Annotated in this window: 31 protein-coding genes; 28 read left to right on the top strand and 3 right to left on the bottom strand. The window is 68.8% G+C overall.

What is annotated here, in order from left to right:
• Window positions 1-78: 78 nt before the first annotated feature.
• From rpsH to J3486_RS27830, 22 genes are all read left to right on the top strand, one after another.
• On the top strand, window positions 79-477 hold the full coding sequence (gene rpsH, locus J3486_RS27725) for a 30S ribosomal protein S8 (RefSeq protein WP_018528360.1): 399 nt from the start codon (window positions 79-81) through the stop codon (window positions 475-477).
• Window positions 478-502: 25 nt separating this feature from the next.
• The gene (rplF, locus tag J3486_RS27730; RefSeq protein WP_207824963.1) at window positions 503-1,042 is read left to right on the top strand and encodes a 50S ribosomal protein L6; all 540 of its coding nucleotides are present in this window, start codon (window positions 503-505) and stop codon (window positions 1,040-1,042) included.
• Between the two features lie 3 nt (window positions 1,043-1,045).
• Window positions 1,046-1,429: a 50S ribosomal protein L18 gene (rplR, locus tag J3486_RS27735; RefSeq protein WP_207824965.1), complete on the top strand. Its 384-nt coding sequence runs from the start codon at window positions 1,046-1,048 to the stop codon at window positions 1,427-1,429.
• Window positions 1,430-1,470: 41 nt separating this feature from the next.
• Entirely contained in the window at window positions 1,471-2,076 is a 606-nt protein-coding gene (gene rpsE / locus J3486_RS27740; RefSeq protein WP_207824967.1) for a 30S ribosomal protein S5, read from the top strand.
• Window positions 2,076-2,255: a 50S ribosomal protein L30 gene (gene rpmD / locus J3486_RS27745; RefSeq protein ID WP_052580766.1), complete on the top strand. Its 180-nt coding sequence runs from the start codon at window positions 2,076-2,078 to the stop codon at window positions 2,253-2,255. The genes rpsE and rpmD overlap by 1 nt, the downstream gene beginning before the upstream one ends.
• Window positions 2,256-2,257: 2 nt before the next feature.
• Window positions 2,258-2,713, top strand: coding sequence for a 50S ribosomal protein L15 (gene rplO, locus J3486_RS27750; RefSeq protein WP_111663854.1), 456 nt, complete (start codon window positions 2,258-2,260; stop codon window positions 2,711-2,713).
• Window positions 2,714-2,935: 222 nt separating this feature from the next.
• Window positions 2,936-4,249, top strand: coding sequence for a preprotein translocase subunit SecY (secY, locus tag J3486_RS27755; RefSeq protein ID WP_207824968.1), 1,314 nt, complete (start codon window positions 2,936-2,938; stop codon window positions 4,247-4,249).
• The gene (locus J3486_RS27760) at window positions 4,249-4,896 is read left to right on the top strand and encodes an adenylate kinase (protein ID WP_207824970.1); all 648 of its coding nucleotides are present in this window, start codon (window positions 4,249-4,251) and stop codon (window positions 4,894-4,896) included. The genes secY and J3486_RS27760 overlap by 1 nt, the downstream gene beginning before the upstream one ends.
• Before the next feature lie 108 nt (window positions 4,897-5,004).
• Window positions 5,005-5,841 (top strand): type I methionyl aminopeptidase, encoded by an 837-nt coding sequence (gene map, locus J3486_RS27765; RefSeq protein WP_207824972.1) that lies wholly within the window; start codon window positions 5,005-5,007, stop codon window positions 5,839-5,841.
• Window positions 5,842-6,033: 192 nt separating this feature from the next.
• Window positions 6,034-6,255: a translation initiation factor IF-1 gene (gene infA / locus J3486_RS27770; protein WP_003948620.1), complete on the top strand. Its 222-nt coding sequence runs from the start codon at window positions 6,034-6,036 to the stop codon at window positions 6,253-6,255.
• Window positions 6,256-6,314: 59 nt separating this feature from the next.
• Window positions 6,315-6,428 carry a 50S ribosomal protein L36 gene (gene rpmJ, locus J3486_RS27775; RefSeq protein ID WP_003974245.1) on the top strand — a complete coding sequence of 38 codons (114 nt, stop codon included), beginning with the start codon at window positions 6,315-6,317 and terminating at the stop codon, window positions 6,426-6,428.
• A gap of 212 nt (window positions 6,429-6,640) precedes the next feature.
• Entirely contained in the window at window positions 6,641-7,021 is a 381-nt protein-coding gene (gene rpsM, locus J3486_RS27780) for a 30S ribosomal protein S13 (protein ID WP_207824975.1), read from the top strand.
• 65 nt (window positions 7,022-7,086) lie between these two features.
• Entirely contained in the window at window positions 7,087-7,491 is a 405-nt protein-coding gene (gene rpsK / locus J3486_RS27785; protein WP_003948617.1) for a 30S ribosomal protein S11, read from the top strand.
• Between the two features lie 130 nt (window positions 7,492-7,621).
• The gene (locus J3486_RS27790) at window positions 7,622-8,644 is read left to right on the top strand and encodes a DNA-directed RNA polymerase subunit alpha (RefSeq protein ID WP_161182732.1); all 1,023 of its coding nucleotides are present in this window, start codon (window positions 7,622-7,624) and stop codon (window positions 8,642-8,644) included.
• Window positions 8,645-8,809: 165 nt separating this feature from the next.
• Window positions 8,810-9,310 (top strand): 50S ribosomal protein L17, encoded by a 501-nt coding sequence (gene rplQ, locus J3486_RS27795; protein WP_207824977.1) that lies wholly within the window; start codon window positions 8,810-8,812, stop codon window positions 9,308-9,310.
• Window positions 9,311-9,414: 104 nt separating this feature from the next.
• Complete coding sequence (truA, locus tag J3486_RS27800) at window positions 9,415-10,269, top strand: tRNA pseudouridine(38-40) synthase TruA (RefSeq protein WP_207824979.1); 855 nt, start codon at window positions 9,415-9,417, stop codon at window positions 10,267-10,269.
• A gap of 188 nt (window positions 10,270-10,457) precedes the next feature.
• A complete protein-coding gene (locus J3486_RS27805) occupies window positions 10,458-12,047 on the top strand; it encodes a glycosyltransferase family 2 protein (protein WP_207824981.1) in 1,590 nt (529 codons plus the stop codon).
• Window positions 12,044-13,060 carry a glycoside hydrolase family 26 protein gene (locus J3486_RS27810; RefSeq protein WP_207824983.1) on the top strand — a complete coding sequence of 339 codons (1,017 nt, stop codon included), beginning with the start codon at window positions 12,044-12,046 and terminating at the stop codon, window positions 13,058-13,060. The genes J3486_RS27805 and J3486_RS27810 overlap by 4 nt, the downstream gene beginning before the upstream one ends.
• A complete protein-coding gene (locus J3486_RS27815; RefSeq protein WP_307804960.1) occupies window positions 13,057-14,874 on the top strand; it encodes a glycosyltransferase family 39 protein in 1,818 nt (605 codons plus the stop codon). The genes J3486_RS27810 and J3486_RS27815 overlap by 4 nt, the downstream gene beginning before the upstream one ends.
• Before the next feature lie 8 nt (window positions 14,875-14,882).
• Complete coding sequence (locus J3486_RS27820; protein WP_307804961.1) at window positions 14,883-16,475, top strand: glycosyltransferase family 39 protein; 1,593 nt, start codon at window positions 14,883-14,885, stop codon at window positions 16,473-16,475.
• A gap of 70 nt (window positions 16,476-16,545) precedes the next feature.
• Complete coding sequence (locus tag J3486_RS27825) at window positions 16,546-17,322, top strand: polyprenol monophosphomannose synthase (protein WP_207824987.1); 777 nt, start codon at window positions 16,546-16,548, stop codon at window positions 17,320-17,322.
• The gene (locus J3486_RS27830) at window positions 17,319-17,888 is read left to right on the top strand and encodes a GtrA family protein (RefSeq protein ID WP_207824989.1); all 570 of its coding nucleotides are present in this window, start codon (window positions 17,319-17,321) and stop codon (window positions 17,886-17,888) included. Before J3486_RS27825 ends, J3486_RS27830 begins: the two co-directional genes overlap by 4 nt.
• On the opposite strand, the gene J3486_RS27835 is transcribed toward J3486_RS27830, so the two are convergent.
• Window positions 17,839-18,693, bottom strand: a complete 855-nt coding sequence (locus J3486_RS27835; protein WP_207824999.1) for a hypothetical protein — start codon at window positions 18,691-18,693, stop codon at window positions 17,839-17,841. The genes J3486_RS27830 and J3486_RS27835 overlap by 50 nt on opposite strands.
• A gap of 244 nt (window positions 18,694-18,937) precedes the next feature.
• Here J3486_RS27835 and rplM point away from each other — a divergent pair, with 244 nt between their 5' ends.
• The 3 genes from rplM (at window position 18,938) to glmM (ending at window position 21,407) form a co-directional block, all read left to right on the top strand.
• Window positions 18,938-19,381 carry a 50S ribosomal protein L13 gene (rplM, locus tag J3486_RS27840; protein WP_207825001.1) on the top strand — a complete coding sequence of 148 codons (444 nt, stop codon included), beginning with the start codon at window positions 18,938-18,940 and terminating at the stop codon, window positions 19,379-19,381.
• A gap of 43 nt (window positions 19,382-19,424) precedes the next feature.
• Window positions 19,425-19,946 carry a 30S ribosomal protein S9 gene (gene rpsI, locus J3486_RS27845; protein ID WP_018528376.1) on the top strand — a complete coding sequence of 174 codons (522 nt, stop codon included), beginning with the start codon at window positions 19,425-19,427 and terminating at the stop codon, window positions 19,944-19,946.
• A gap of 102 nt (window positions 19,947-20,048) precedes the next feature.
• The gene (glmM, locus tag J3486_RS27850) at window positions 20,049-21,407 is read left to right on the top strand and encodes a phosphoglucosamine mutase (RefSeq protein WP_207825003.1); all 1,359 of its coding nucleotides are present in this window, start codon (window positions 20,049-20,051) and stop codon (window positions 21,405-21,407) included.
• Here the strand turns inward: glmM and J3486_RS27855 are convergent.
• A complete protein-coding gene (locus J3486_RS27855; protein WP_207825004.1) occupies window positions 21,404-22,354 on the bottom strand; it encodes a DUF389 domain-containing protein in 951 nt (316 codons plus the stop codon). The two genes, glmM and J3486_RS27855, sit on opposite strands and share 4 nt — an antisense overlap.
• A gap of 34 nt (window positions 22,355-22,388) precedes the next feature.
• Window positions 22,389-23,387 carry a type I pantothenate kinase gene (gene coaA, locus J3486_RS27860; protein WP_207825006.1) on the bottom strand — a complete coding sequence of 333 codons (999 nt, stop codon included), beginning with the start codon at window positions 23,385-23,387 and terminating at the stop codon, window positions 22,389-22,391.
• 283 nt (window positions 23,388-23,670) lie between these two features.
• On the opposite strand from coaA, the gene J3486_RS27865 reads away from it, so the two are divergent.
• The 3 genes from J3486_RS27865 (at window position 23,671) to J3486_RS27875 (ending at window position 26,358) form a co-directional block, all read left to right on the top strand.
• Window positions 23,671-23,892 carry a hypothetical protein gene (locus tag J3486_RS27865; RefSeq protein WP_207825008.1) on the top strand — a complete coding sequence of 74 codons (222 nt, stop codon included), beginning with the start codon at window positions 23,671-23,673 and terminating at the stop codon, window positions 23,890-23,892.
• 31 nt (window positions 23,893-23,923) lie between these two features.
• On the top strand, window positions 23,924-25,765 hold the full coding sequence (gene glmS / locus J3486_RS27870) for a glutamine--fructose-6-phosphate transaminase (isomerizing) (protein WP_207825010.1): 1,842 nt from the start codon (window positions 23,924-23,926) through the stop codon (window positions 25,763-25,765).
• Between the two features lie 221 nt (window positions 25,766-25,986).
• Window positions 25,987-26,358, top strand: a complete 372-nt coding sequence (locus J3486_RS27875; RefSeq protein ID WP_207825254.1) for a holo-ACP synthase — start codon at window positions 25,987-25,989, stop codon at window positions 26,356-26,358.
• Window positions 26,359-26,400: the final 42 nt, after the last annotated feature.

The raw sequence follows: 26,400 nt of genomic DNA on the forward strand, positions 1-26,400 counted from the left end.
CGCACCCGTCCCGCCCCTGTGTGGGGAGAGGGATGGCGCATACAGGAAACCCCGGCGAGAGAGGCCGAAGGCCAATTCATGACCATGACTGATCCGATCGCAGACATGCTTACGCGTCTGCGGAACGCGAACTCGGCGTACCACGACACCGTGGCTATGCCGCACAGCAAGATCAAGTCGCACATCGCCGAGATCCTCCAGCAGGAGGGTTTCATCACCGGCTGGAAGGTCGAGGACGCCGAGGTCGGCAAGAACCTCGTCCTCGAGCTGAAGTTCGGCCCGAACCGTGAGCGTTCGATCGCCGGCATCAAGCGCATCTCCAAGCCGGGTCTGCGCGTTTACGCGAAGTCCACCAACCTGCCGAAGGTCCTCGGTGGCCTGGGCGTGGCGATCATCTCCACGTCGCACGGTCTCCTGACCGGCCAGCAGGCAGGCAAGAAGGGCGTGGGTGGGGAAGTCCTCGCCTACGTCTGGTAGCGGAAGGGAACAGGAGGAAACAGCTATGTCGCGTATTGGCAAGCTCCCCATCACGGTTCCCGCCGGCGTGGACGTCACCATCGACGGCCAGACGGTCACGGTCAAGGGCTCTAAGGGCACCCTGACCCACACCGTCGCGGCGCCGATCGAGATCGCCAAGGGTGAGGACGGCGTTCTCAACGTCACCCGCCCGAACGACGAGCGTCAGAACAAGGCCCTGCACGGCCTGTCCCGCACGCTGGTGGCGAACATGATCACCGGCGTGACCACGGGTTACGTGAAGAAGCTCGAGATCAGCGGTGTCGGTTACCGCGTTCTGGCGAAGGGCTCCAACCTGGAGTTCTCGCTCGGCTACAGCCACCCGATCCTGGTCGAGGCGCCCGAGGGCATCTCGTTCAAGGTCGAATCGGCGACCAAGTTCTCGGTCGAGGGCATCGACAAGCAGAAGGTCGGCGAGGTTGCGGCCAACATCCGCAAGCTGCGCAAGCCCGACCCGTACAAGGCCAAGGGCGTCAAGTACGAAGGCGAAGTCATCCGCCGCAAGGTCGGAAAGGCGGGTAAGTAAGCCATGGCATACGGTCAGAAGATTGCTAAGGGCGACGCTTACAAGCGTGCTGCCATCAAGCGGCGTCACATCCGTATCCGTAAGCACATCTCGGGTACGGCTGAGCGTCCGCGCCTGGTCGTGACGCGCTCGAACCGCAACATCGTGGCCCAGGTCATCGACGACGTTAAGGGTCACACCCTCGCGTCGGCGTCGACCCTGGACAGCTCGATCCGCGGTGGCGAGGGCGACAAGTCCGCGCAGGCCAAGTCGGTCGGCGCCCTGGTCGCCGAGCGCGCCAAGGCTGCCGGTGTCGAGGCTGTCGTGTTCGACCGTGGTGGTAACCAGTACGCCGGGCGCATCGCCGCCCTGGCGGACGCCGCCCGCGAAGCCGGCCTGAAGTTCTGAGCCGGTTCCGTAGCTAGCGGAAACAGAGAGAGGTAATTCCAATGGCTGGACCCCAGCGCCGCGGTGGCGGTGCCGGTGGCGGCGAGCGGCGGGACCGGAAGGGTCGCGACGGTGGCAACGCCGCCGCCGAGAAGACCGCGTACGTTGAGCGCGTTGTCGCGATCAACCGCGTCGCCAAGGTTGTGAAGGGTGGTCGTCGCTTCAGCTTCACCGCGCTGGTCGTGGTGGGCGACGGTGACGGCACCGTGGGTGTCGGTTACGGCAAGGCCAAGGAGGTGCCGGCCGCCATCGCCAAGGGTGTTGAGGAGGCCAAGAAGCACTTCTTCAAGGTCCCCCGTATCCAGGGCACCATCCCGCACCCGATCCAGGGTGAGAAGGCTGCCGGCGTCGTGCTGCTCAAGCCCGCGTCCCCGGGTACCGGTGTTATCGCCGGTGGTCCGGTGCGCGCCGTGCTCGAGTGCGCCGGCGTTCACGACATCCTGTCGAAGTCGCTCGGCTCCGACAACGCGATCAACATCGTGCACGCGACCGTGGAGGCCCTGAAGGGCCTGCAGCGCCCCGAGGAGATCGCGGCTCGCCGTGGTCTGCCGCTCGAGGACGTTGCCCCCGCGGCTCTGCTGCGTGCGCGTGCCGGGGCTGGTGCGTAATGGCACAGCTCAAGATCACGCAGGTCAAGTCGTACATCGGCAGCAAGCAGAACCACCGTGACACCCTGCGTTCCCTTGGTCTCAAGGGCATCAACACGCAGGTCGTCAAGGAGGACCGCCCCGAGTTCCGCGGCATGGTGCACACCGTCCGCCACCTCGTGACGGTTGAGGAGGTCTGATCATGGCGGAGAACAACCCGCTCAAGATCCACAACCTCCGTCCGGCCCCCGGCGCCAAGACCGCCAAGACCCGTGTCGGTCGTGGTGAGGCGTCGAAGGGTAAGACGGCAGGTCGCGGTACCAAGGGCACCAAGGCCCGCTACCAGGTTCCGGAGCGCTTCGAGGGTGGCCAGATGCCCCTCCACATGCGTCTTCCGAAGCTCAAGGGCTTCAAGAACCCCTTCAAGGTCGAGTTCCAGGTCGTGAACCTGGACAAGCTCGCCTCGCTGTACCCCGAGGGTGGCGAAGTCACCGTCGAGGGTCTGGTGGAGAAGGGCGCTGTCCGCAAGAACAGCCTCGTCAAGGTCCTGGGCCAGGGCGAGATCACCGTGGCGCTGCAGGTGACGGTCGACGCCGTCTCCGGCTCCGCCAAGGAGAAGATCACCGCCGCCGGCGGTACGGTCACCGAGCTCGTCTGAGCGCAGTGACGTGAACGATCCCGACCGGGGATACCCCACAAATGGGGTATCCCCGGTTGGTCGTTCCTAGGGGGGCAGGTACGCCGGTAAGGTGGCCTCCGCTGTTAATTTCCGGGATCTGCGTGCCCCCGGCACCAATCCCGGGTCTTGACCGTTACGTATTCGTCGAATCCTCAAGACCGTCACCTCTGACGCACGCGCGCGGGGGTCGCAGGAGGCACCGTGCTCACCGCGTTCGCCCGGGCGTTCAAGACGCCCGACCTGCGCAAGAAGCTGCTCTTCACGCTGGGCATCGTCGTGATCTACCGGCTCGGGGCCCACATCCCGATCCCCGGGGTGGATTACACGAGCGTCCAGACGTGCATGGACCAGGCCAGTTCCAGTACCGGCCTGTTCGGTCTGGTCAACATGTTCAGCGGTGGCGCGCTGCTCCAGATCACGGTCTTCGCGCTCGGCATCATGCCGTACATCACCGCGAGCATCATTCTGCAGCTGCTCACCGTGGTGATCCCGCGTCTGGAGGCCCTCAAGAAGGAGGGTCAGGCCGGTACCGCGAAGATCACCCAGTACACCCGCTACCTGACCGTGGCGCTCGCCATCCTTCAGGGCACCGGCCTCGTGGCCACCGCCCGCACCGGCGCCCTCTTCCAGGGCTGCTCGGCCGCCAGCCAGATCGTTCCGGACCAGTCCATCTTCATCACCATCACGATGGTGATCACGATGACCGCCGGTACCTGCGTGATGATGTGGCTCGGTGAGCTCATCACCGACCGCGGCATCGGCAACGGCATGTCGATCCTGATGTTCATCTCGATCGCCGCCACCTTCCCGTCCGCCCTGTGGTCCATCAAGAAGCAGGGTTCGCTGGCCGACGGCTGGATCGAGTTCGGCACCGTCATCCTCGTCGGCCTGGTCATGGTCGGCCTGGTGGTCTTCGTCGAGCAGGCCCAGCGCCGTATCCCGGTGCAGTACGCGAAGCGCATGATCGGCCGCCGTTCCTACGGCGGTACGTCTACGTACATCCCGCTCAAGGTGAACCAGGCGGGTGTGATCCCTGTCATCTTCGCCTCGTCGCTGCTCTACATCCCGGCACTCGTCGCCCAGTTCGCGGGTGGCGACTCGTCGTGGAAGCTGTGGATCGACGACCACCTGACCAAGGGAAATCACCCGATTTACATCGTCACGTACTTCCTTTTGATCGTGTTCTTCGCCTTCTTCTACGTGGCGATCTCGTTCAACCCCGAGGAAGTCGCGGACAACATGAAGAAGTATGGTGGCTTCATCCCGGGCATCCGGGCTGGCCGACCGACCGCTGAGTACCTTTCGTACGTGCTCAACCGGATCACCTGGCCGGGTTCGCTGTACTTGGGTCTGATCGCTCTCGTACCGACGATGGCGTTGGTTGGTTTCGGGGCAAACCAGAACTTCCCGTTCGGCGGCACCAGCATCCTGATCATCGTGGGTGTTGGTCTGGAGACGGTGAAGCAGATCGAGAGCCAGCTCCAGCAGCGCAATTACGAAGGGTTCCTCCGCTGATGCGAATCGTCCTCGTCGGGCCGCCCGGTGCTGGCAAGGGAACGCAGGCCGCGTTCCTCGCCAAGAACCTGTCGATCCCGCACATCTCCACGGGCGACCTCTTCCGTGCCAACATCAGCCAGGGCACGGAGCTGGGCAAGAAGGCCAAGTCCTACATGGACGCGGGCCAGCTCGTCCCGGACGAGGTCACCATCGGGATGGCCAAGGACCGCATGGAGCAGCCGGACGCCGTCAACGGCTTCCTGCTCGACGGCTTCCCGCGCAACGTCTCGCAGGCCGAGGCGCTCGACGTCGCCCTCAAGGCCGACGACGTGAAGCTCGACGCGGTCCTGGACCTGGAGGTCCCCGAGGACGAGGTGGTCAAGCGCATCGCCGGCCGCCGCATCTGCCGTAACGAATCGGCTCACGTCTTCCATGTCGTGTACAAGCAGCCCGCGACCGAGGGCGTCTGCGACGTCTGCGGCGGCGAGCTGTACCAGCGCGACGACGACAAGGAAGAGACCGTCCGCAAGCGGCTCGAGGTCTACCACACGCAGACCGAGCCGATCATCGACTACTACCGGGAGCAGGGGCTCGTCGTGACGATCTCCGCCCTGGGCAAGGTCGAGGAAGTGACGGCGCGGGCCATGGAGGCCCTGGGGCGCTGATCGCTCCCGCTGTACGTCGCCGAGGCCGCGGTTCCCCGTCAGGGGGATCGCGGCCTTAGTGTTGGTGTACGTACACCACGTACCGGATGACGGAGAGCGCAGGCCCCCATGGTGCAGATCAAGACCCCCGACCAGATTCGCAAGATGCGGGAGGCGGGGCTTGTCGTCGCGGCGATCCACGCCGCGACCCGTGAGGCGGCCGTGCCCGGCGCCACCACCAAGGATCTGGACGAGGTGGCCCGCAAGGTCATCGCCGAGCACGGGGCGAAGTCGAACTTCCTGGGGTACGGCGGCTTCCCCGCCACCATCTGCACCTCGAAGAACGAGGTCGTGGTCCACGGCATCCCCAGCGACGAGGTCGTCCTGGAAGACGGCGACATCATCTCGATCGACTGCGGCGCGATCATCGACGGCTGGCACGGTGACGCCGCGTACACCTGCTTCGTCGGCTCCGGGCACGCGCCCGAGCTGATCGAGCTGTCGCGGGTGACCGAGGAGTCCATGTGGGCCGGGATCGCCGCCATGAAGGCCGGTAACCGGCTCGTGGACGTCTCCCGCGCCATCGAGACGTACATCCGCCGCCAGCCGAAGCCGGGCGGCGGCAAGTACGGGATCGTCGAGGACTACGGCGGCCACGGCATCGGCACCGAGATGCACATGGACCCGCACCTGCTGAACTACGTCGAGCGGCGTCGGGGCAAGGGGCCGAAGCTGGTGCCCGGGTTCTGCCTCGCCATCGAGCCGATGGTGGCGCTGGGGACGCCGAAGACCGCGGTGCTGGAGGACGAGTGGACCGTGGTGTCGACCGACGGGTCCTGGTCCTCGCACTGGGAGCACTCCGTCGCGCTGACGGAGGAGGGGCCGCTCGTGCTCACGTCCCCCGACGGTGGCAAGGCCAAGCTGGCCTCCATGGGCGTCACCGCCGCGCCCGACCCGCTGGCCTGATCGCGGGGCCGGGGGCCGCCCGCTGCGGCGGGGTGGCTGAATGTGCTGCTTAATGATCTCTGTGGTAGGGGAGAATCCCTGGATTCGTCTTTCCGGGGGTACTGACGTAGACTGACTCGTCGGCTCTCGTGTATCGGCATGTCCGCATGCCAAGCAAGAGTCGATCAAGGTAGTCGATTCGAAGGGCGAAGCGTGGCCAAGAAGCAAGGTGCCATCGAGATCGAGGGCACTGTCGTCGAGTCTCTTCCGAACGCCATGTTCAAGGTCGAGCTCCAGAACGGCCACCAGGTCCTGGCACACATCAGCGGCAAGATGCGTATGCACTACATCCGTATCCTCCCTGACGACCGGGTCGTGGTGGAGCTGTCTCCGTACGACCTGACGCGTGGCCGGATCGTCTACCGGTACAAGTAGATCTTGCCCAAGTCCCGCTTCCGCGGGCCGCCGGCAACTGACCCGGAGAACCTCACCACATGAAGGTCAAGCCGAGCGTCAAGAAGATCTGCGACAAGTGCAGGGTGATCCGCCGTCACGGCCGGGTCATGGTGATCTGCGACAACCCGCGCCACAAGCAGCGCCAGGGCTGACACAGACCCGTTCACTGCAGTTCGTTCGTAGATTTCGCGCGACGCAGCACATTGAGTACATACGCAGGGCCCGCCGGCGATGAGTCCGTCTCGTCGTGGCGACACCCCCGGTCGGAGGCCGGGGACCCAGTCCGTACCAACCCTTTCAATGCAGGGGACGGCGGCTGGGAGCGGTTCTGTTACAGACCTCCGAGTATCAACAGGAGCCTTGAATGGCACGCCTTGAAGGTGTTGACCTCCCGCGCGACAAGCGCGTTGAGGTTGCCCTCACGTACGTGTTCGGTATCGGCCGCACCCGCGCCCAGCAGACGCTGGACACCGTCGGTGTCGACCGCAACATCCGCGTTCGCGACCTGACCGAGGAAGACCTCGTCAAGATCCGCGAGTACGTGGACCAGAACTTCCAGACCGAGGGTGACCTCCGTCGCGAGATCCAGGCCGACATCCGCCGCAAGGTCGAGATCGGCTGCTACCAGGGTCTGCGCCACCGTCGTGGTCTGCCGGTCCGCGGTCAGCGCACCAGCACGAACGCCCGTACCCGCAAGGGCCCGCGTCGCGCCATCGCCGGTAAGAAGAAGCCGGGCAAGAAGTAGTCCTCAGCGGACGCTCACCAGCGGTCTTCGCTGTAGGACCGACCACCTCCCTGTAGGAGAACGACATGCCCCCCAAGGGTCGTCAGGGCGCTGCCAAGAAGGTGCGCCGCAAGGAAAAGAAGAACGTCGCTCACGGGCACGCCCACATCAAGAGCACGTTCAACAACACGATCGTGTCCATCACGGACCCGACCGGCAACGTGATCTCGTGGGCCTCCGCGGGCCACGTCGGCTTCAAGGGCTCCCGCAAGTCCACGCCGTTCGCCGCGCAGATGGCCGCCGAGTCGGCTGCCCGTCGCGCCCAGGAGCACGGCATGCGCAAGGTCGACGTCTTCGTCAAGGGCCCGGGTTCCGGTCGTGAGACCGCCATCCGTTCGCTCCAGGCGACCGGTCTTGAGGTCGGCTCGATCCAGGACGTGACGCCCACGCCGCACAACGGCTGCCGTCCGCCCAAGCGCCGCCGCGTCTGATCTTTTTCAGTACGGGCCGTTTGGTCTGAGGTTTTCGGGCGGTGCGGCTCTCAGGAGCCGTACCGCCCGTACCCTTGTAGTACTAGTCGGGCATCAAATAGTGGGTGCCCATGACTGAAGGATTCGCAGAATGCTGATTGCTCAGCGTCCCTCGTTGACCGAAGAGGTCGTCGACGAGTTCCGCTCCCGGTTCGTGATCGAGCCGCTGGAGCCGGGCTTCGGTTACACCCTCGGCAACTCCCTCCGCCGGACTCTTCTGTCGTCGATCCCGGGTGCGGCGGTCACGTCGATCCGCGTCGACGGTGTCCTGCACGAGTTCACCACCGTGCCGGGCGTCAAGGAAGACGTCACCGACATGATCCTCAACATCAAGCAGCTGGTCGTTTCCAGCGAGCACGATGAGCCGGTCGTCATGTACCTGCGCAAGCAGGGTCCCGGTCTGGTCACCGCCGCCGACATCGCGCCCCCGGCCGGTGTCGAGGTGCACAACCCCGACCTCGTCCTCGCCACGCTCAACGGCAAGGGCAAGCTGGAGATGGAGCTGACCGTCGAGCGCGGTCGCGGCTACGTCTCCGCCGTGCAGAACAAGCAGGTGGGCCAGGAGATCGGCCGTATCCCGGTCGACTCGATCTACTCGCCGGTTCTCAAGGTCACGTACAAGGTCGAGGCCACGCGTGTCGAGCAGCGCACCGACTTCGACAAGCTGATCGTCGACGTCGAGACGAAGCAGGCCATGCGTCCGCGCGACGCCATGGCGTCGGCCGGTAAGACCCTGGTCGAGCTGTTCGGTCTCGCCCGCGAGCTGAACATCGACGCCGAGGGCATCGACATGGGTCCGTCCCCGACGGACGCCGCCCTGGCCGCCGATCTGGCGCTGCCGATCGAGGAGCTCGAGCTCACCGTTCGGTCGTACAACTGCCTCAAGCGCGAGGGCATCCACTCCGTGGGTGAGCTCGTCGCCCGCTCCGAGGCCGACCTGCTCGACATCCGCAACTTCGGTGCGAAGTCGATCGACGAGGTCAAGGCCAAGCTCGCCGGCATGGGCCTTGCGCTCAAGGACTCGCCTCCCGGGTTCGACCCGACCGCCGCCGCCGACGCCTTCGGCGCCGACGACGACGCCGACGCCGGGTTCGTCGAGACCGAGCAGTACTAAGCGCTCGGGACCGGCTGTGTGATTGTGGCTGCCGACCGGCTCTGGCTGGTCGCGCAGTTCCCCGCGCCCCTGACGGGGCGCGGGGTCTCCGACAGACAATCCTGTCTGCTCGGACACTGACCTCGGTACCTGATACGGCCGGGGCAGACATCTAGGAGAAACATCATGCCGAAGCCCGCCAAGGGTGCCCGTCTGGGCGGCAGCGCCGCGCACGAGAAGCTCCTCCTCGCGAACCTCGCGAAGAGCCTTTTCGAGCACGGCAAGATCACGACGACCGAGGCCAAGGCCCGTCGTCTGCGCCCGTACGCGGAGCGTCTGGTCACCAAGGCGAAGAAGGGCGACCTTCACAACCGCCGTCAGGTGCTCCAGGTCATCACGGACAAGAGCGTCGTCCACACGCTCTTCACCGAGATCGCCCCGCGCTACGAGAACCGTCCGGGTGGTTACACCCGTATCACCAAGATCGGTAACCGCCGTGGCGACAACGCGCCCATGGCTGTCATCGAGCTGGTCGAGGCCCTGACGGTCGCGCAGCAGGCCACTGGTGAGGCCGAGGCCGCCACCAAGCGTGCCGCCAAGGACGCCGAGGCTGCCGCTCCGGCCGCCGAGGTCGTCGAGGACGCCAAGCCGGCCGAGGCCGCTGCTGAGGAGTCCAAGGACGCCTGAGGCCCTGTGCCTCGAGTGTTGAGCGGGTCCGCCCTCCGGGGTGGGCCCGCTCTTCCCTTTCTACTGACTTCTACTGACGTCCAGTTCAGCGAGGAACGGTTGTTGTGAGTGATGAGGTGGCCGACGGCTTCGTGCGCGTGCGGCTCGATCTGTCGTACGACGGCAAGGACTTCTCCGGGTGGGCCAAGCAGGCCGGCGGCCGGCGGACCGTGCAGGGGGAGATCGAGGACGCGCTGCGGACGGTGACGCGGTCCTCGACGACGTACGAGCTGACCGTGGCCGGGCGCACCGACTCGGGGGTGCACGCGCGCGGGCAGGTGGCGCATGTGGATCTGCCGGAGAGCGTCTGGGCCGAGCACCGCGAGAAGCTGCTGAAGCGGCTCGCCGGTCGGCTGTCCAAGGACGTGCGGGTGTGGCGGGCCGAGGAGGCGCCGAGCGGGTTCAACGCCCGGTTCTCGGCGATCTGGCGGCGCTACGCGTACCGCGTCACCGATCACCCGGGCGGCGTCGATCCGCTGTTGCGGGGTCATGTGCTGTGGCACGACTGGCCGTTGGACGTCGACGCCATGAACGCGGCGGCCGAGGCGCTGCTCGGCGAGCACGACTTCGCCGCCTACTGCAAGCGGCGTGAGGGTGCCACGACCATCCGCACATTGCAGCAGCTGAGCCTCGTGCGCGGCGACGACGGGATCATCACGGCGACCGTGCGGGCCGATGCCTTCTGCCACAACATGGTGCGGTCGCTGATCGGCGCGCTGTTGTTCGTGGGGGACGGACACCGGACGGCCGACTGGCCGGGCAAGGTCCTCGCGGCCGGGGTGCGGGACTCCGCGGTGCACGTGGTGCGGCCGCACGGTCTGACGCTGGAGGAAGTCGGCTATCCGGCCGACGAGTTGCTGGCCGCGCGGAATGTGGAGGCGCGCAACAAGCGGACCCTTCCCGGGCTTGGTTGCTGCTGAGGGGACGCCCGAACTCCCTTCATGATTGTGCGAGTTGGGGGAGAAGAGACGAAACCCTCAGGTAACACGTTTGTTCGGGATTAACCCCGGTAACTGGGCTACGCTGCCGCGGTCTGGCCAAGGGTTCACATGGGGTGGCCGAACCACGTGGGGGGCGTGCGGGCTCGGCCGTGCCCGGGGGGTTATGCATGAGCACTGTGGGTACCGCCCACGCCTCGAACCGTCGCAGGCGTGGGCCCGTCGCGCGGAACCAGGGGTTGCTGCCGCAGCCTCCGGACGACGCCGAGAAGTACTCGTACGCTGACCGTCACCTGTGGATGCTGACGCTCGGTTCGCTGATCAGCTTCGGGTGCCTCGCCATGAGCCAGTTCCTGTTCACGGCTTCCAGCCCGTGGTTCTGGCTGACCATGCCCCTGCTCGCGTTCGTCGTCGCCGACTACCTCATCTCGCTCTATCTGGACGGGCTGAGCAAGGACTTCGACATCAAGGGGCACAAGCGGCTCGTGCGCCGTTGGCAGCCCGCACACCACCCGAGTGTCGACGTGTTCCTGCCCGTGTGCGGCGAGCCGCTGGAGGTGCTGCACAACACCTGGGTGCATGTGGGCCGGCTCGCGCACACCTATCGCGGCCTCGTGCACGTGTATGTGCTCGACGACGCCGACGACGGTGAAGTCGCGGCCATGGCCGGGGACTTCGGGTTCCACTACGTGGTGCGGCCCAACCGCGGCTGGTTCAAGAAGGCCGGCAATCTGCACCATGCCTTCCAGATGACGTACGGCGACCACATCCTGATCCTCGACGCCGACTTCGCGCCCCGCCACGACCTGCTCGACGAGCTGCTGCCGCACATGGACGACGACCCGCGCGTCGGCATCGTGCAGTCACCGCAGTTCTTCCGCGCCGTCGACCGGCAGAACTGGATCGAGCGCGGCGCCGGAGCCGTGCAGGAGCAGTTCTACCGCTCCGTACAGACGTCCCGTGAGGACAAGGACGGCTCGATCTGCGTCGGCTCGTGCGCCGTGTACCGGCGCGCCGCCCTCGCCCAGATCGGCGGGATCACGCTGATCGAGCACTCCGAGGACATGTACACCGGCTTCGACCTGCGGGCGCTGGGCTGGAAGCTGCGCTATGTGCCCGTCGCCCTGTCGGCGGGGGTGTGCCCGGACACCGCCGGTGCCTTCCACAACCAGCAGTACCGCTGGTGCATGGGGTCCCTGGAGCTGCTGACCAGCAAGCGGTTCTGGGAGATGGAGATGAGGTTCAAGACCCGGCTCTGCTACGTCTCCGGGTTCCTGTACTACCTCCAGACCGCCCTGGCCACCTTCCTCCTGCCGGTGATCCCGCTGGCCCTGCTGATCCTCCGCCCCGACCTGCTGCGCGCCGAGGCGTCGATGTGGGTGCTGCCGAGCGTCGCGTACGTGACCCTGGTGCTGCCGCTGTGGCACCGGGCGCCCTACCGCCTCGAAGCCTGGTCGGTGCGGCTGATGTACGGCTGGTCGCACGTCTTCGCCGTGTGGGACGTGCTGCGCGGGCGGCCCATGGGCTGGAAGCCGACCGGCTCGCAGGGCGCCAAGAAGAACGGCATGCGCCGCTACTGGGTCGGCATGATCGGCTGGACCGGCGGCACCGCCGTCGCCTGGATCGCCGTCGCCGCCTGGCGCGTCCTGACCCTGTATCCGCCGGACTTCGCGCTGATGCTGTCCGCCGGCCTCTTCTACGCCATGGTCGTCGGCCGGGTGCTCGTGCAGCCGCGCCGTCAGGGAGCCGCCGCCTTATGAGAACCGCCATCAGGATGCTGCTCGCGGTGGCGTTACTCGCCGTCGTGAGCGCCTGCAGCACCTTCTCCGACACCGGGCGCGACGAGTACGCCCGCAACCAGGGCCGCACACCGGGCGCCTCGGCGAGCGCGAGCGCCGACGACGCCGAGCCCGAACCGCCCTACGACGTAAGGCCGTTGCTGCACCCGAAGAAGAAGTACCTGGGGGTCGCCGCGGACGGCGCGCCCGCCAGGATGGGTGCCATCGAGTCGTTCGCGAAGGCCGCGGGCAAGAAGCCGAACCTCGTCGAGTTCTACTCGGCCTGGGGCGACCGCTACGAGACCCGCCTCGTGCAGAACGCCTGGGACTACGGCGCGCTCGCGTACATCGCCTGGGAGCCGTTCAAGGCGTCGCTCAAGGACATCGCGGCCGGCAAGGAAGACGCGTACCTGCGGGACTACGCCGGCTCCGTCAAGGAGCTGAACCTGCCCGTCGCCCTCAGCTTCGCGCACGAGATGAACGGCCACTGGTACCCGTGGGGCACCAAGAAGGCCACGGCCAAGCAGTTCGTCGCCGCGTGGCGGCACGTCCACGACGTCTTCGCCGACGTCGGCGCCACCCAGGTCATCTGGGTGTGGAGCCCGAACGTCGTCAACCCGATGCCGCAGGTGAAGCTCGCCCCGTACTGGCCGGGCGACAGCTACGTCGACTGGGTCGGTGTCATCGGCTACTACGGGAAGGCCGGCCCGGCCACGTTCCAGACCCTCTACGGGCCGACGGTGAGCCAGGTGCGGGCCCTGACCAAGCGGCCGTTCCTCATCGGCGAGACCGCCGCGGAGGCCGGGCAGCGCAAGCCCGCCGACATCCGTGACCTGTTCAAGGGGGTCGCAGCCCGCGACGACTTCCTCGGGTTCGTCTGGTTCAACTTCGACAAGGAGTCCGACTGGCGGATCACCAGTGGGCCCCTGGCACAGCGGACCTTCAAGGAGCGGGCGGCCGACGACCGCTTCGGATTCGACGTGGTCAAGCCGTGAGCGAGCGACAGTCCCAGACGTCGTGGGGCCGCGCCCACCACGACGAGGGCGGCCACGAGTACCACGAGGTCTACGGGTACGAGGCGCGGAACGCGTACGCCTACCCCGGGGCGCCCGCGTACGTGGACAGCCGCGCCGTCCCGCCCGCGCCCGCCGTCCACGTGCCGCAGCAGGCGCAGGCCCCGTACCACGAGACGTACGACCCGTACGCGGAGACCTACGAGACGTACGACCCGTACTACGAGCCGTACGCGCCCGCGCCCGAACCCGTGCCGGAGCCCGCGCCGTCCTACACGCTGCCCGCCGTGCCCGAGTCCGCCTGGTCCGTGGACACCCGGCGCAGCAAGTTACTCGGCCGCGGGGTGCTGCTGTGCATCCTGCTGATCCAGGCCGGGCTCTCGCTGCGCCTGCACCGCACCGCGTTCCAGGACGAGGCGCTGTACATCGCCTCCGGCCACTACGAGTTGGACAATCTGCTGCACGGCACGAAGCTCCCGGTGGACTTCGCGAGCTACTTCTCCGGGCACCCCAAGCTGTACCCGGTGCTCGCGGCCCTGGTCGACGACCGGTTCGGGCTGACCGGGGTACGGCTGATGAGCCTGCTGTTCATGCTGGGCGCGACCGGGCTGCTCTACTCGTTCACCCGCCGCCTGTTCAATCTGCGGGCCGCGCTCGGGGCGGCCGCCCTGTTCTCCGTCGTCATGGCGACCTCGGTGCTGGGCAACCTGGCCACGTACGACGCGATGGCGGTGTTCCTGCTGGCCCTGGCCGCGTGGCTCGTCGTGCGCACCGACCGGATGAACGCGGCGGCGGTGCTGCTCGCCGCGCCCCCGGCCGCGCTCGCCTGCGGCGTGAAGTACGCCTCCGGCCTCTATCTGCCCACGCTCGTGCTGCTCGCCGTGCTCACCGCGCACCGCCACCGCGGCCTGCGCGCCCTCGTGCGCGGCGTCGTTCTCGCGCTCGGCTGCGGGGCGCTGCTCGCCGCCGGGTACAGGCTCTCCGGTCCGCTGGGCGGCGTCAGCGCCACCACCACCGACCGGGCCCACGGCACCGACACCGCGCTCACGCTGCTCCGGCGCAGCGCGGAGTGGGGCGGCCTGGTCTTCCTCGCGGCGCTCGCCGGGACCGTCGCGTACGCGCTGCGCGGTCGGATGGGGGAGATGCCGTGGATCGCGGGCGCGACCTCGGGCCGGTGGCGGCGCACCGGACTCGGCATCGTGCTCACCGGTACCGCGCTGCTCGCACCCGCCTACCAGGTCCATCTGCAGACCCAGATCTCCCTCTACAAGCACATCGGCTTCGGCCTGCTGTTCGCGGCGCCGCTCGCCGGGCTCGGCCTGTCCCGCCTGGTCGGACCGCACTTCCGGCATCCGCAGCTCGGCATCATGCTCTACGTCCTGACGCTGGTGTTCGGCATGGTGCAGGCCCAGCAGACCTACAGCTGGCCCGACTCGACGCGGATGATCGCCACCCTGCGCCCGCTCGTCGACCGCACGGGCCACTACCTCGCGGAGGAGCAGGAGGTCCCGGGCTACTACCTGCGGGAGCGGACCGACTGGGGGCAGTGGCAGAACACGTACTTCTACGACTACCGGGCCAAGGACGGAAAGCAGTACTCCGGGCCCGACGCCTTCGAACACGCCGTACGTGACGGGGAGTTCGATGTGATCGTGCTGCACGGGCTCGTCACCCCCGACACCTACGCGGCGGTGCGCAAGGGGCTGCGCGGCAACAGCCACTACCGGCTCGCGGCGGTGATCCCCTTCAGCACGGCGGGCGGCGACAAGGCCTACCGGATCTGGGTGAAGCAATGAGCGTCGGCGTGCAACAGCCCGTTCTGGGCGAGGAGTCGGAGCCCGAGGCGCGGGGGCGGGCCGACCGTCGCCGGGCCCGCGACGGCGCCGACGGGCCGCTCGCCGCGGCCCTCGTCCTGGTGCTGCCCACGCTCGTCGCGCTCGTACCGATCCTGCGCGGCATCGGCGAGCGGCAGCTGTGGCGCGACGAACACGCCACCTGGTGGGCGGCCACCCTGTCGGTCCACGACCTGAGCGTCCTGATCCGCACCATCGACGTCGTCTTCACCCCGTACTACCTGTGCATGCACGCCTGGGTGGCGGTCGCGGGCGACTCACCGACCGCGCTGCGCATCCCGGGTGCCGCCGCGATGGCGCTCTCGGCGGGACTGCTCGGGCTGCTGGGGCGGCGGCTCTTCACGACGCGGGTCGGGCTCGTCGCCGGGCTCGCCTTCGCGGTGCTGCCGAGCGTGACGCGGTACGGGCAGGAGATCAGGCCCTACGCGTTCGCGGTCGCCGCCGTGCTGCTGTCGACGCTGCTCCTCGCACGGGCCCTGGACCGGCCCACCTTCAAGGTCTGGGTCGGCTACACCCTGTCCATCCCGCTCGTCGGCTGGAGCCATCTCGCCTCGCTCGCCGTGCTCGCCCCGCACCTCGTGATGATCCTCATCGCGCGCCGCGCGGGGGACCGGATCGTGGGCTGGGCGTACGCGGCCGCGGCCACGCTCGGCATGTGCTTCGTCATCCCGATGGCGATCCAGGGTTCGGGGCAGAGTGGGCAGATCGCCTGGAACAACCCCGTTTTCCAGGACCTCGTCGACTTCCCGAAGAACCTCTTCGGGGCCTGGCCCGTCGCGGTGCCCGTCATGACGCTCGCCGCGCTCGGGCTGTTCTTCGCGGGCCGCAGGGCGCTGCCGCTCGTCGTGTGGATCGTGCTGCCGCCGCTGGCCACGTACGTCACCGCGTCGAAGCTGCACCTGTTCCTGCCCCGCTATCTGTTGTTCACGCTGCCCGCGTGGGTGCTGCTCGCCGCCGTCGCGCTCTGCCGGATCGCGGGCCCGGTGGCCGGGGCGCGGGCCGGTGCGGGGGCGGTGGCGCGCAAGGGCCTCGCCCTGGTGCTGGCGTGCGCGGCCGTCGCGGGGCTCGCCTGGCAGGCGCTGCCCGGGATCCGTGACGCCCGCCGGCTGCCGGCCGGTGAGCCGGACTTCCGGGGCGCGGCGCGGATCATCGCCAAGGGGCAGAAGAAGGGCGACGGCATCGTCTTCAACGGGGTGATGGCCGAGCGCCGCGCCCTCGACTACGAGCTGCGCGACGACGCGGGGCGCCCGAAGGACGTCCTGATGTACCGCACCCCGCAGCAGCTCGGCTCGTTCGGCGCCGCCGAGTGCCCCAAGCCGGCCTCCTGCCTGGCCCGCACCGAGCGGCTGTGGCTGGTGGGCAGCACGTACGACGGCGACCCCTACGCGGGGATGCCGAAACCGACCAGGACCGCGCTCGACCGGAGCTTCCGCGTCGTGCGGACCGAGAAGCTGGAGAACCTCCAGGTGCTTCTCATGGAGCGCACCCGCGGCACGTCCGGCAGCGCCGCCGACGGCGCGGGTGACCGCAAGGTGCACACCTGACGCCGCCGCACGGGCGGGGGAGGGGTGCATGACCCGGGGGCTGGGGAGCCCCCGGCAGGGAGGGGAAGACATGACGTACGCACCGGGCGGCCAGGGTCGGGGGAGACCCGCCGCCCCCGTCACCGTGGTGATGCCGACCTACAACGAGGCCGCGAGTCTGCCGCGCACCGCCGAGCTGGTGCTCGGGCAGCAGGTGCCGGATCTGCACCTCAAGGTCGTCGACGACTCCAGCCCGGACGGCACCGGGCGGATCGCCGAGGAGCTCGCCGAGAAGTACAACGCCGACGGGCGGCGCAGGATGAGCGTGCTGCACCGGGTGGAGAAGGACGGGCTCGGACGGGCGTACGCGGCCGGGATGAGCGCGGCGCTCGCCGAGGGGGCGGCGTACGTCGTGCAGATGGACGCCGACGGTTCGCATCCCGCGGAAGCGCTCCCGCGGATGCTGGAGGCCGCGATCGAGGCCGACGCGGGGCTCGTGATCGGCAGCCGGTACGTGGCCGGGGGGTCGCTCGACGAGGAATGGGGCTGGCACCGCAAGGCGCTGTCGAAGTTCGCCAACGGCTACGCGCGCACCGTCCTGGGCACCCACCAGATCTCCGACATCACCGCCGGCTTCACGATGTGGCGCGCGGACGTGCTCACGGCCGTCGACGTCCACTCGCTGGACAGCGCCGGCTATAGCTTCCAGGTGGAGCTGAAGTTCAAGGCCGTACGCGGTGGCTGCCAGGTCGTCGAGATCCCGATCCGGTTCGAGGAGCGGACCGAGGGCGTCTCCAAGATGAGCCTCGGCACCCAGATCGAGTCGGCCATGATCCCGCTGCGGCTGCGCCGCCGATACCGCCGATGAGCGGGCGGCACGGGGGCGCCCCGTCCGCACTGAGCAGGCTGTACGCCGAGATCGCCAAGTTCGGCGTGGTCGGGCTGCTCGGCATCGCCGTGAACCTCGCCGCGTTCAATCTGCTGCGCTGGGCCACGGATCTGCAGACGGTGCGCGCCAGTGTCGCCGCCACCGCGATCGCGATCGTCGGGAACTACATCGGGTTCCGGTACTTCACGTACCGGGACCGGGAGTCGGCGGTCAGCCGGCGGCGCGAGATGGCCCTGTTCGCCTTCTTCAGCGCCGTCGGCCTGCTGATCGAGAACGGGGTGCTCTACGGGGCGACGTACGGGCTCGGCCTGCACGACGCCCTGTGGAGCAACTTCTCCAAGTTCACCGGGATCGGCGTCGCGACCCTGTTCCGCTTCTGGTCGTACCGCACCTGGGTCTTCCAGAAGGCCCCCCGGGCGGCCGCGGCCCCGGCGCACGGCTACGACACGGCCGCCTTCGTGGAGTCGGTGGAGGAGACGCTGATGCTGAGGGTGCTCAGCCCGCCGTCGCCGCCGCCGAGGCCTGCGTCTCGCCGCGCCTCTTGATCTGCTGGAACGTGTACTCCGTGGCGGCGTCACCGAGGGCGAACAGGGCGCTGTCCTGCTTCGTGGCGTTCGTGCCGTCCGTGTTGCCGCTGGTGGAGAAGTAGGTGTAGCGGCCGACGGAGTTGACGGTCTGGCGGCAGACCGACGTCCGGCAGAACGCGGGGACGCCGGAGCCGGGCAGAGCGACGATGCCGCCGTCGGAGTACTGGCTCTTCGCACGGGCCGCCTGGGCCTTGGTGCCGAAGACCGCCACTCCGACGGTGACGGCGTCGCCACCCTTGAAGTACGTGGCCCGGATGACCCGCGTGCAGTCGTTCTTCGCCAGTACCGTCACCACGCTCTTGGTCCCCACGGACTTGCAGTCCTGGGTGCTGGACGTGGCGCCCTTCTTGTAGACGGTGCCGCCGACGGTGAGCGTCTTGCCGGGGAAGAGGGTGTCCGCGCTGAGCGGCGCCGTGTCCTTGGCCGCGCTGTCGATGAAGTCGTTCGGGTCCAGCGGGGGCGGCGCGGAGGTCGGGGCGAAGGACGGCTCCTTCGTCTTCTCCGCGCTGGGGATGTCGGCGGAGCTCGGCAGCTGGTCGGCCGACTTGTTGCCGTCGTTGCCGCTCTTGTTCGCGGAGACGATGCCCCAGGCGACCGCCGAGCCGACGGCGAGCGTGGCCACGACGGCCCCGCCGATCAGCATCCAGCGCTTCTTGCGCGCCCGCGCCTCCGAGGCCTCGGCGAGCGCGGCCCAGTCCGGTGCGCCGCCGTTGCCACTCGTGCCACTGGGCCCCCACTGGGGTCCCCCCTGCCCGAAACTCATGGGGCGCATCTTAGACGGGGCGCCGACCGCGTTTTGACCCGTCCGGGTCGTCGCGGGTATCGTGCCTAGTCGTTATGTGTATTGGTTCGCTCATTCTCATGTGAGTCGCCGGTACACGGGTTCCCTGGAGCAGTTACCAGTGGGCGGCATACGGGCGCTGAACCCGGCACTGTCGTCCCCAGCTGCACGATCGCTTCAGTGATGCCATTTTCAGCACCCATCCACTGAAGAAGAAGGCTGCTAAGTGCGTACGTACAGCCCCAAGCCCGGCGATGTGACTCGCCAGTGGCACGTCATTGACGCGCAGGACGTCGTCCTGGGCCGTCTGGCCACCACTGCCGCGAACCTCCTCCGTGGCAAGCACAAGCCGACCTATGCCCCGCACATGGACATGGGCGACTTCGTCATCATCATCAACGCCGACAAGGTTCACCTGTCCGGCAACAAGAAGACCCAGAAGCTGGCGTACCGCCACTCCGGCTTCCCGGGTGGTCTGCGCTCCGTCCGTTACGACGAGCTGCTGGCGAAGAACCCGGAGAAGGCCGTCGAGAAGGCCATCAAGGGCATGATCCCCAAGAACACCCTGGGCCGTCAGATGCTCTCGAAGCTGAAGGTCTACTCGGGCGACACGCACCCGCACGCTGCCCAGCAGCCGGTGCCGTTCGAGATCACCCAGGTCGCGCAGTAGTTCCGGCCACACCCCTAAGACAGAAAAGAATCTGAGGAGCATCGTGGCCGAGACCACTGCCGAGACGCCGGTCGAAGAGACCGAGATCGTCGACGTCGAGAGCTACACCACCGAGTCGGACGCGCCTGTCGAGGGCGAGTACACCTCGGAGTCCAACCCCGCCCGCTTCGGTGACCCGCAGCCGGCCGCCGGCCTGGGCCGTCGCAAGAACGCCATCGCGCGCGTCCGCATCGTGCCGGGCACGGGCAAGTGGAAGGTCAACGGGCGCACGCTCGAGGACTACTTCCCGAACAAGGTCCACCAGCAGGAAGTCAACGAGCCCTTCAAGGTGCTCGAGCTCGACGGCCGCTACGACGTCATCGCCCGCATCTCGGGTGGCGGCGTCTCCGGCCAGGCCGGTGCCCTGCGTCTCGGTGTCGCCCGCGCGCTGAACGAGGCCGACGTGGACAACAACCGTCCGGCGCTCAAGAAGGCCGGTTACCTCAAGCGTGACGACCGTGCGGTCGAGCGCAAGAAGGCCGGTCTCAAGAAGGCCCGCAAGGCCCCGCAGTACAGCAAGCGCTAAATCTCGCTGCCTGCTTGTTTTTCCCGTTCGCCCCGGCGGCACATTGCGTGCTGCCGGGGCGTTCGGCTTATGGACCATCTTTTTTCAGTTCGGAGGACACCAGTGGGACGACTCTTCGGCACGGACGGTGTGCGCGGTGTCGCCAATGCGGACCTCACCGCCGAGATGGCCCTCGGCCTGTCGGTGGCCGCGGCGCACGTACTCGGTGAGGCGGGCAGCTTCGAGGGGCACCGTCCCGTGGCCGTGGTCGGCCGTGATCCGCGGGCCTCGGGCGAGTTCCTGGAGGCCGCGGTCGTCGCGGGCCTGGCCAGCGCGGGCGTCGACGTCCTGCGCGTCGGTGTGCTGCCCACCCCGGCGGTGGCGTATCTCACCGGCGCGTTGAACGCCGACCTCGGCGTGATGCTCTCCGCGAGCCACAACGCCATGCCGGACAACGGCATCAAGTTCCTCGCGCGCGGCGGCCACAAGCTGGACGACACGCTGGAGGAGCGCATCGAGTCGGTCTACGAGGAGCACCGCACCGGCGCCCCCTGGGACCGCCCGACGGGGGCCGGCGTCGGCCGCGTGAAGTCGTACGACGAGGGACTCGACCAGTACATCGCCCACCTGGTGGGCGTCCTGCCGAACCGGCTCGACGGGCTGAAGATCGTGCTCGACGAGGCGCACGGCGCCGCGTCCCGCGTCTCGCCCGAGGCGTTCACGCGGGCCGGGGCCGAGATCGTCACCATCGGCGCCGAGCCGGACGGGCTCAACATCAACGACGGCTGCGGCTCCACCCACCTGGACCTGCTGAAGGCCGCCGTCGTCGAGCAGAAGGCCGACTTCGGCATCGCGCACGACGGTGACGCCGACCGCTGCCTGGCCGTGGACCACACCGGGTCCGAGGTCGACGGCGACCAGATCATGGCCGTGCTGTCGCTCGCGATGAAGGAGCGGGGCGCGCTGCGGCACGACACCGTTGTCGCGACCGTCATGTCGAACCTGGGGCTGAAGCTCGCCATGGAGCGCGCGGGCATCACGCTCGTGCAGACCGCGGTCGGCGACCGGTACGTCCTGGAGAACATGAAGGAGCACGGGTTCGCGCTCGGCGGTGAGCAGTCGGGGCACGTCATCGTGCTGGACCACGCCACCACCGGTGACGGCACGCTCACCGGGCTGCTGCTCGCGGCGCGGGTCGCGCAGACCGGGCGTTCGCTCAAGGACCTCGCGTCCGTCATGGAGCGGCTGCCGCAGGTGCTCATCAACGTCCCGGACGTCGACAAGTCCCGGGTGGGCTCGGCCCCGGAGATCGCCACCGCGGTGGCCGACGCGGAGCGGGAGCTCGGGTCGACCGGGCGGGTGCTGCTGCGTTCCTCGGGGACCGAGCCGCTGGTGCGCGTGATGGTCGAGGCCGCCGACATCGAGCAGGCCCGGTCCGTCGCGGGGCGGCTCGCCGATGTCGTGAAGTCGGCGCTGGGCTAGGCCCCGGGGGCCGCTGCAGCCGTCGCCCTCTTCTTCCTGGCCCAGAACCACTTCTGGGCCAGGAGGGTCAGGGTGCCCGCCAGGACGATGCCGAGCAGGTTCAGCAGGAGCTGTTCCGTCGAGCCCCACGCCTGGCGGTACTCGTCGTAGCTGAAGGCCACCGCCGCGTTCGCCGCCGCCGGGACCGTCGTCACCGAGATGGCGACGCCGACCAGGGCGCCCGACTTCGCCGAGGTGAGCGAGAGGGTGCCCGCGGCGCCCGCGAGGACCGCCACCACGAACGAGAACCAGTCGGGGTTGTAGATGAAGCTGGTGTTCGGGCGGTCCGCCTCCACCTGGGCGTCGCTGAACAGGTGCACGGCGTCCATGAAGGCGCTGAAGCCCACCGTCACCACCATCGACACCAGGAACCCGACCAGCAGCGCCACCAGTGAGCGCAGGGCCAGGCGCGGGGCGCGTCGCACCAGCGAGGTGCACAGACCCGCGACCGGGCCGAAGTCGGGGCCGACGGCCATCGCGCCGACGATCAGGATCGCGTTGTCGAGCACCACACCGCAGGCCGCGATCATGGTGGCGATCACCATGAAGGCCAGATACGTCACCGAGAGCGTGGACTCCTCGTGCGTGGCGTCCGTCAGCTGCTCCCAGATGACCGCGTCCGCGCCCTCGCCCGGTGCGTCCTCCTCCGCCTTGTCGGCGCGCTGGGAGAGCGACAGGTCGATGTTCTCCACGGCGATCGAGCCGGACTCGTCGATGCCCAGCTCCCGCAGTCCCGCGATGAGCTCGTCCCCGGCCTCGCGGGCGACGTCGCACATCACGACGTCGCCCGCCGGGTTGCGGGCCGCGCCCGGCACCACCGCGAGATGCGTGGTGCCGACCGTCTTGTCGATCAGGCGCAGCACGTCGTCGGTCGTGTCGGGCGGGGTGATCAGACGCAGATGCAGCATGACGCCTTTTTAACAGCAGCGGCAGGGTCGGCGACTAGAGCTTGCGCAGACGCAGGCGCTGCACCTTGTGGTCGGGGCCCTTGGTGATGACGAGGCTCGCGCGGCCGCGCGTCGGCGCCACGTTCTCCAGCAGGTTGACCTTGTTGACGGTGCGCCAGGTCGTGCGCGCGTAGTCGAGTGCCTCCTCCTCCGAGACCTGCGTGTACTTCTGGAAGTACGAGGACGGGTTCTGGAACGCCGTCGCGCGCAGCTTCTTGAAGCGGTTGAGGTACCAGCGCTGGATGTCCTCCTCGCGCGCGTCCACGTACACACTGAAGTCGAAGAAGTCCGCGAGGCCGACGCGGGTGCGGCCGTCCTTGCCGGGCAGGGCGGGCTGCAGCACGTTGATGCCCTCGACGATGAGGATGTCGGGGCGGCGCACCACAAGCCGCTCGTCCGGGACGATGTCGTAGATCAGGTGGGAGTAGACGGGGGCGGTGACCTCGTCCTTGCCCGCCTTGATGTCGGCGACGAACCGGGTCAGGGCCCGGCGGTCGTACGACTCGGGGAAGCCCTTGCGCGACATCAGGCCGCGGGCCTGGAGCTCCTTGGTCGGCAGCAGGAAGCCGTCCGTCGTCACCCGCTCCACGCGCGGGTGCTCGGGCCAGCGCGACAGCAGGGCCTGCAGCAGTCGGGCCACGGTCGACTTGCCGACCGCCACCGACCCGGCGACTCCTATGACGAAGGGCGTGCCCGACTGGGAGCCCTTCTTGCCGGCGTCGCCGAGGAAGGTGTTGAGCGCGCCGCGCAGGCCGTCGGTGGCGCCGACGTACAGGTTCAGGAGGCGGGAGAGCGGCAGATAGATGTCGCGGACCTCGTCGAGGTCGATGACGTCGCCGAGGCCGCGCAGCCGCTCCAGTTCCTCGGCGGTGAGCGGCAGCGGCGTCTTGTCGCGCAGGGCGCTCCACTCGGAGCGGGTGAGGTCGACGTAGGGAGTCGCCTCCGGCCGGTGCCGGTGGGCGCTCCGCAGGTTTTCGGAGACCGGTGAGATCACAGTCCATTGTTACGGCTGTGTGGCGGGACGTGGAGGTGGGGTGCGTCACGCCGGGTGGTCCCACGGCGCCCGGCCGTCACAGCATGCGCACAGGTATGGACCCGGGGTGGAGGCGGCGATACGTTCCGGGGAGACCCGTGGGACGGAGCCGGTCCCGCGGGGCGGGAGGAAAGCCGCGATGTCCGTACTCCGTGTTGCCCGTGCTGCCCGTGCGTCCCGGGCTTCTCACACCGCTCACCGTCTCCACCGACTCCCTCTTCCGCCGCGTCCACGCCTGCCCCGGATGCCCGCCTTCGTCCGGGCGTGGGGCGGAGCGGGCCGCGACGACGACTGGGCGGGCCGGGTCCGCAGCGAGCTCGCGCTCGATCTGCCGGACGAGGACATCGGCGAGGACCTCGACGACTGCCTCGACCTGTACGAGATGGGCAGCAAGCCGCGCTGCGAGGAGGCCGAGTACCTGGGCCTCCTCCAGGACGCGCGGGACCGGATCGCGTGGGGCCGCTGAACTCGCACCGTACGGGCCTACGCTGCGACGTATGTGCGGAATCGTGGGATACGTAGGTTCACAGTCGGCTCATGACGTGGTGCTGGCGGGACTGAAGCGCCTGGAGTACCGGGGATACGACTCGGCGGGGATCGCGGTCGTCTCCGAGGGGGCGCTCGCCTCGGTCAAGAAGGCCGGAAAGCTCGCCAATCTGGAGAAGGCGCTGGTGGACCGGCCGCTGCCGGTCGGCGCCACCGGCATCGGGCACACCCGCTGGGCCACCCACGGCGGGCCCACGGACGCCAACGCGCACCCGCACCTGGACAACGCCTCCCGGGTCGCCGTCGTCCACAACGGCATCATCGAGAACTTCGCGGCGCTGCGCGAGGAGCTGGCCGGGCGCGGGCACCGGCTCGCCTCCGAGACGGACACCGAGGTCGTCGCGCATCTGCTCGGCGAGGAGTTCGCGGGCGACCTGGCGGAGGCGATGCGCCGGGTGTGCCGCCGTCTGGAGGGCGCGTTCACGCTGGTCGCGGTGCACGCGGACGCGCCGGACGTGGTCGTGGGCGCGCGCCGCAACTCGCCGCTCGTGGTGGGCGTGGGGGAGGGCGAGGCGTTCCTGGCCTCCGACGTGGCCGCGTTCATCGCGCACACCCGCTCCGCGATCGAGCTGGGCCAGGACCAGGTCGTCGAGCTGCGCCGGGACGCGGTGACGGTGACGGACTTCGACGGGCGGGCCGCCGACGTGCGCAGGTACCACGTCGACTGGGACGCCTCCGCCGCCGAGAAGGGCGGCTACGACTACTTCATGCTCAAGGAGATCGCCGAGCAGCCGAAGGCCGTCGCGGACACGCTGCTCGGCCGGATCGGCGCCGAGGGACAGCTCACGCTCGACGAACTGCGCATCCCCACCCAGGTGTTGAGGATGGTCGACAAGGTCGTCATCGTGGCGTGCGGCACCGCCTTCCACGCGGGGCTCATCGCCAAGTACGCCATCGAGCACTGGACCCGGATCCCGTGCGAGGTGGAGCTGGCGAGCGAGTTCCGCTACCGGGACCCGATCCTCGACGCCCGTTCGCTGGTCATCGCGATCTCGCAGTCCGGCGAGACGATGGACACGCTGATGGCGCTGCGCCACGCGCGCGAACAGGGCGCCACGGCCTTGGCCATCTGCAACACCAACGGCTCGACGATCCCGCGCGAGTCCGACGCCGTCCTGTACACGCACGCCGGGCCCGAGGTCGCCGTCGCCTCCACCAAGGCGTTCCTGACGCAGCTGGTGGCCTGCTACCTGGTCGCGCTCTACCTGGGCCAGGTGCGGGGCACCAAGTGGGGCGACGAGATCCTGGCCGTCGTACGGGAGCTGGCACGCATGGCCGAGGAGGTCGAGCGGGTCCTGGAGACGATGGAGCCGGTGCGCGAGCTGGCCCGTTCGCTGGCGGATCAGGACACGGTGCTGTTCCTGGGCCGGCACGTGGGCTACCCGGTCGCCCTGGAGGGCGCCCTGAAGCTCAAGGAGCTCGCGTACATGCACGCCGAGGGTTTCGCGGCGGGCGAGCTCAAGCACGGGCCGATCGCGCTGATCGAGGACGGGGTGCCGGTGGTGGTGGTCGTGCCGTCGCCGCGCGGCCGGTCCGTCCTGCACGACAAGATCGTCTCCAACATCCAGGAGATCCGGGCGCGCGGGGCCCGCACGATCGTGATCGCGGAGGAGGGCGACGAGGCGGTCGTCCCCTACGCGGACCATCTGGTGCGCGTACCGGCGACGCCCACGCTGCTCCAGCCGCTGGTCGCGACGGTGCCGCTGCAGGTCTTCGCGTGCGAGCTGGCGACGGCGCGGGGCAACGAGGTGGACCAGCCGCGCAATCTGGCGAAGTCGGTGACGGTGGAGTAGCCGGGGCCGGTTGTCAGTGGGCCGTGGCACAGTGCGCGGCCATGGACGACGACGCGCTCTGGGCCGTCATCGAGGCCGCGCGGGCCGGGGCCGCCGACGCGTTCGACCGGGCCGCGGGCCGGGGCGTGGACGCCTTCCACGAAGCCTGGAAGACCTTTCGCGGGGGCGCCGGCTCCCGGCGCTGTCCGCCCTCCTCCTCCCGGCTCCGTAAGGTGCTCGCCATGAGCATCATCGGGGTCGGAATCGACGTGGCCGAGATCGAGCGGTTCGCGGCGGCGCTGGAGCGCACGCCAGGGATGGCCGGGCGGCTGTTCACGGACGCGGAGCTGCTGCTGCCCAGCGGCGAGCGGCGCGGGGTCGCCTCGCTGGCCGCCCGGTTCGCGGCGAAGGAGGCGGCGGCCAAGGCGCTGGGGGCGCCGAAGGGGCTGCGCTGGGCCGACGCCGAGGTGTACGTCGAGGAGAGCGGGCAGCCCCGGCTGCGGGTCAGCGGGACCGTGGCGGCGCGGGCCGCCGAGCTCGGGGTGCGGTCGTTCCACGTGTCGCTGAGCCATGACGCGGGGGTCGCCTCCGCCGTGGTGGTGGCGGAGGCGTAGCCCGGCGTCAGAGCCTGTGTCTGAACCCCTGGCTGCGCCCCG

The sequence above is a fragment of the Streptomyces sp. VRA16 Mangrove soil genome (assembly GCF_017377775.1).
Lineage (GTDB): Bacteria > Actinomycetota > Actinomycetes > Streptomycetales > Streptomycetaceae > Streptomyces.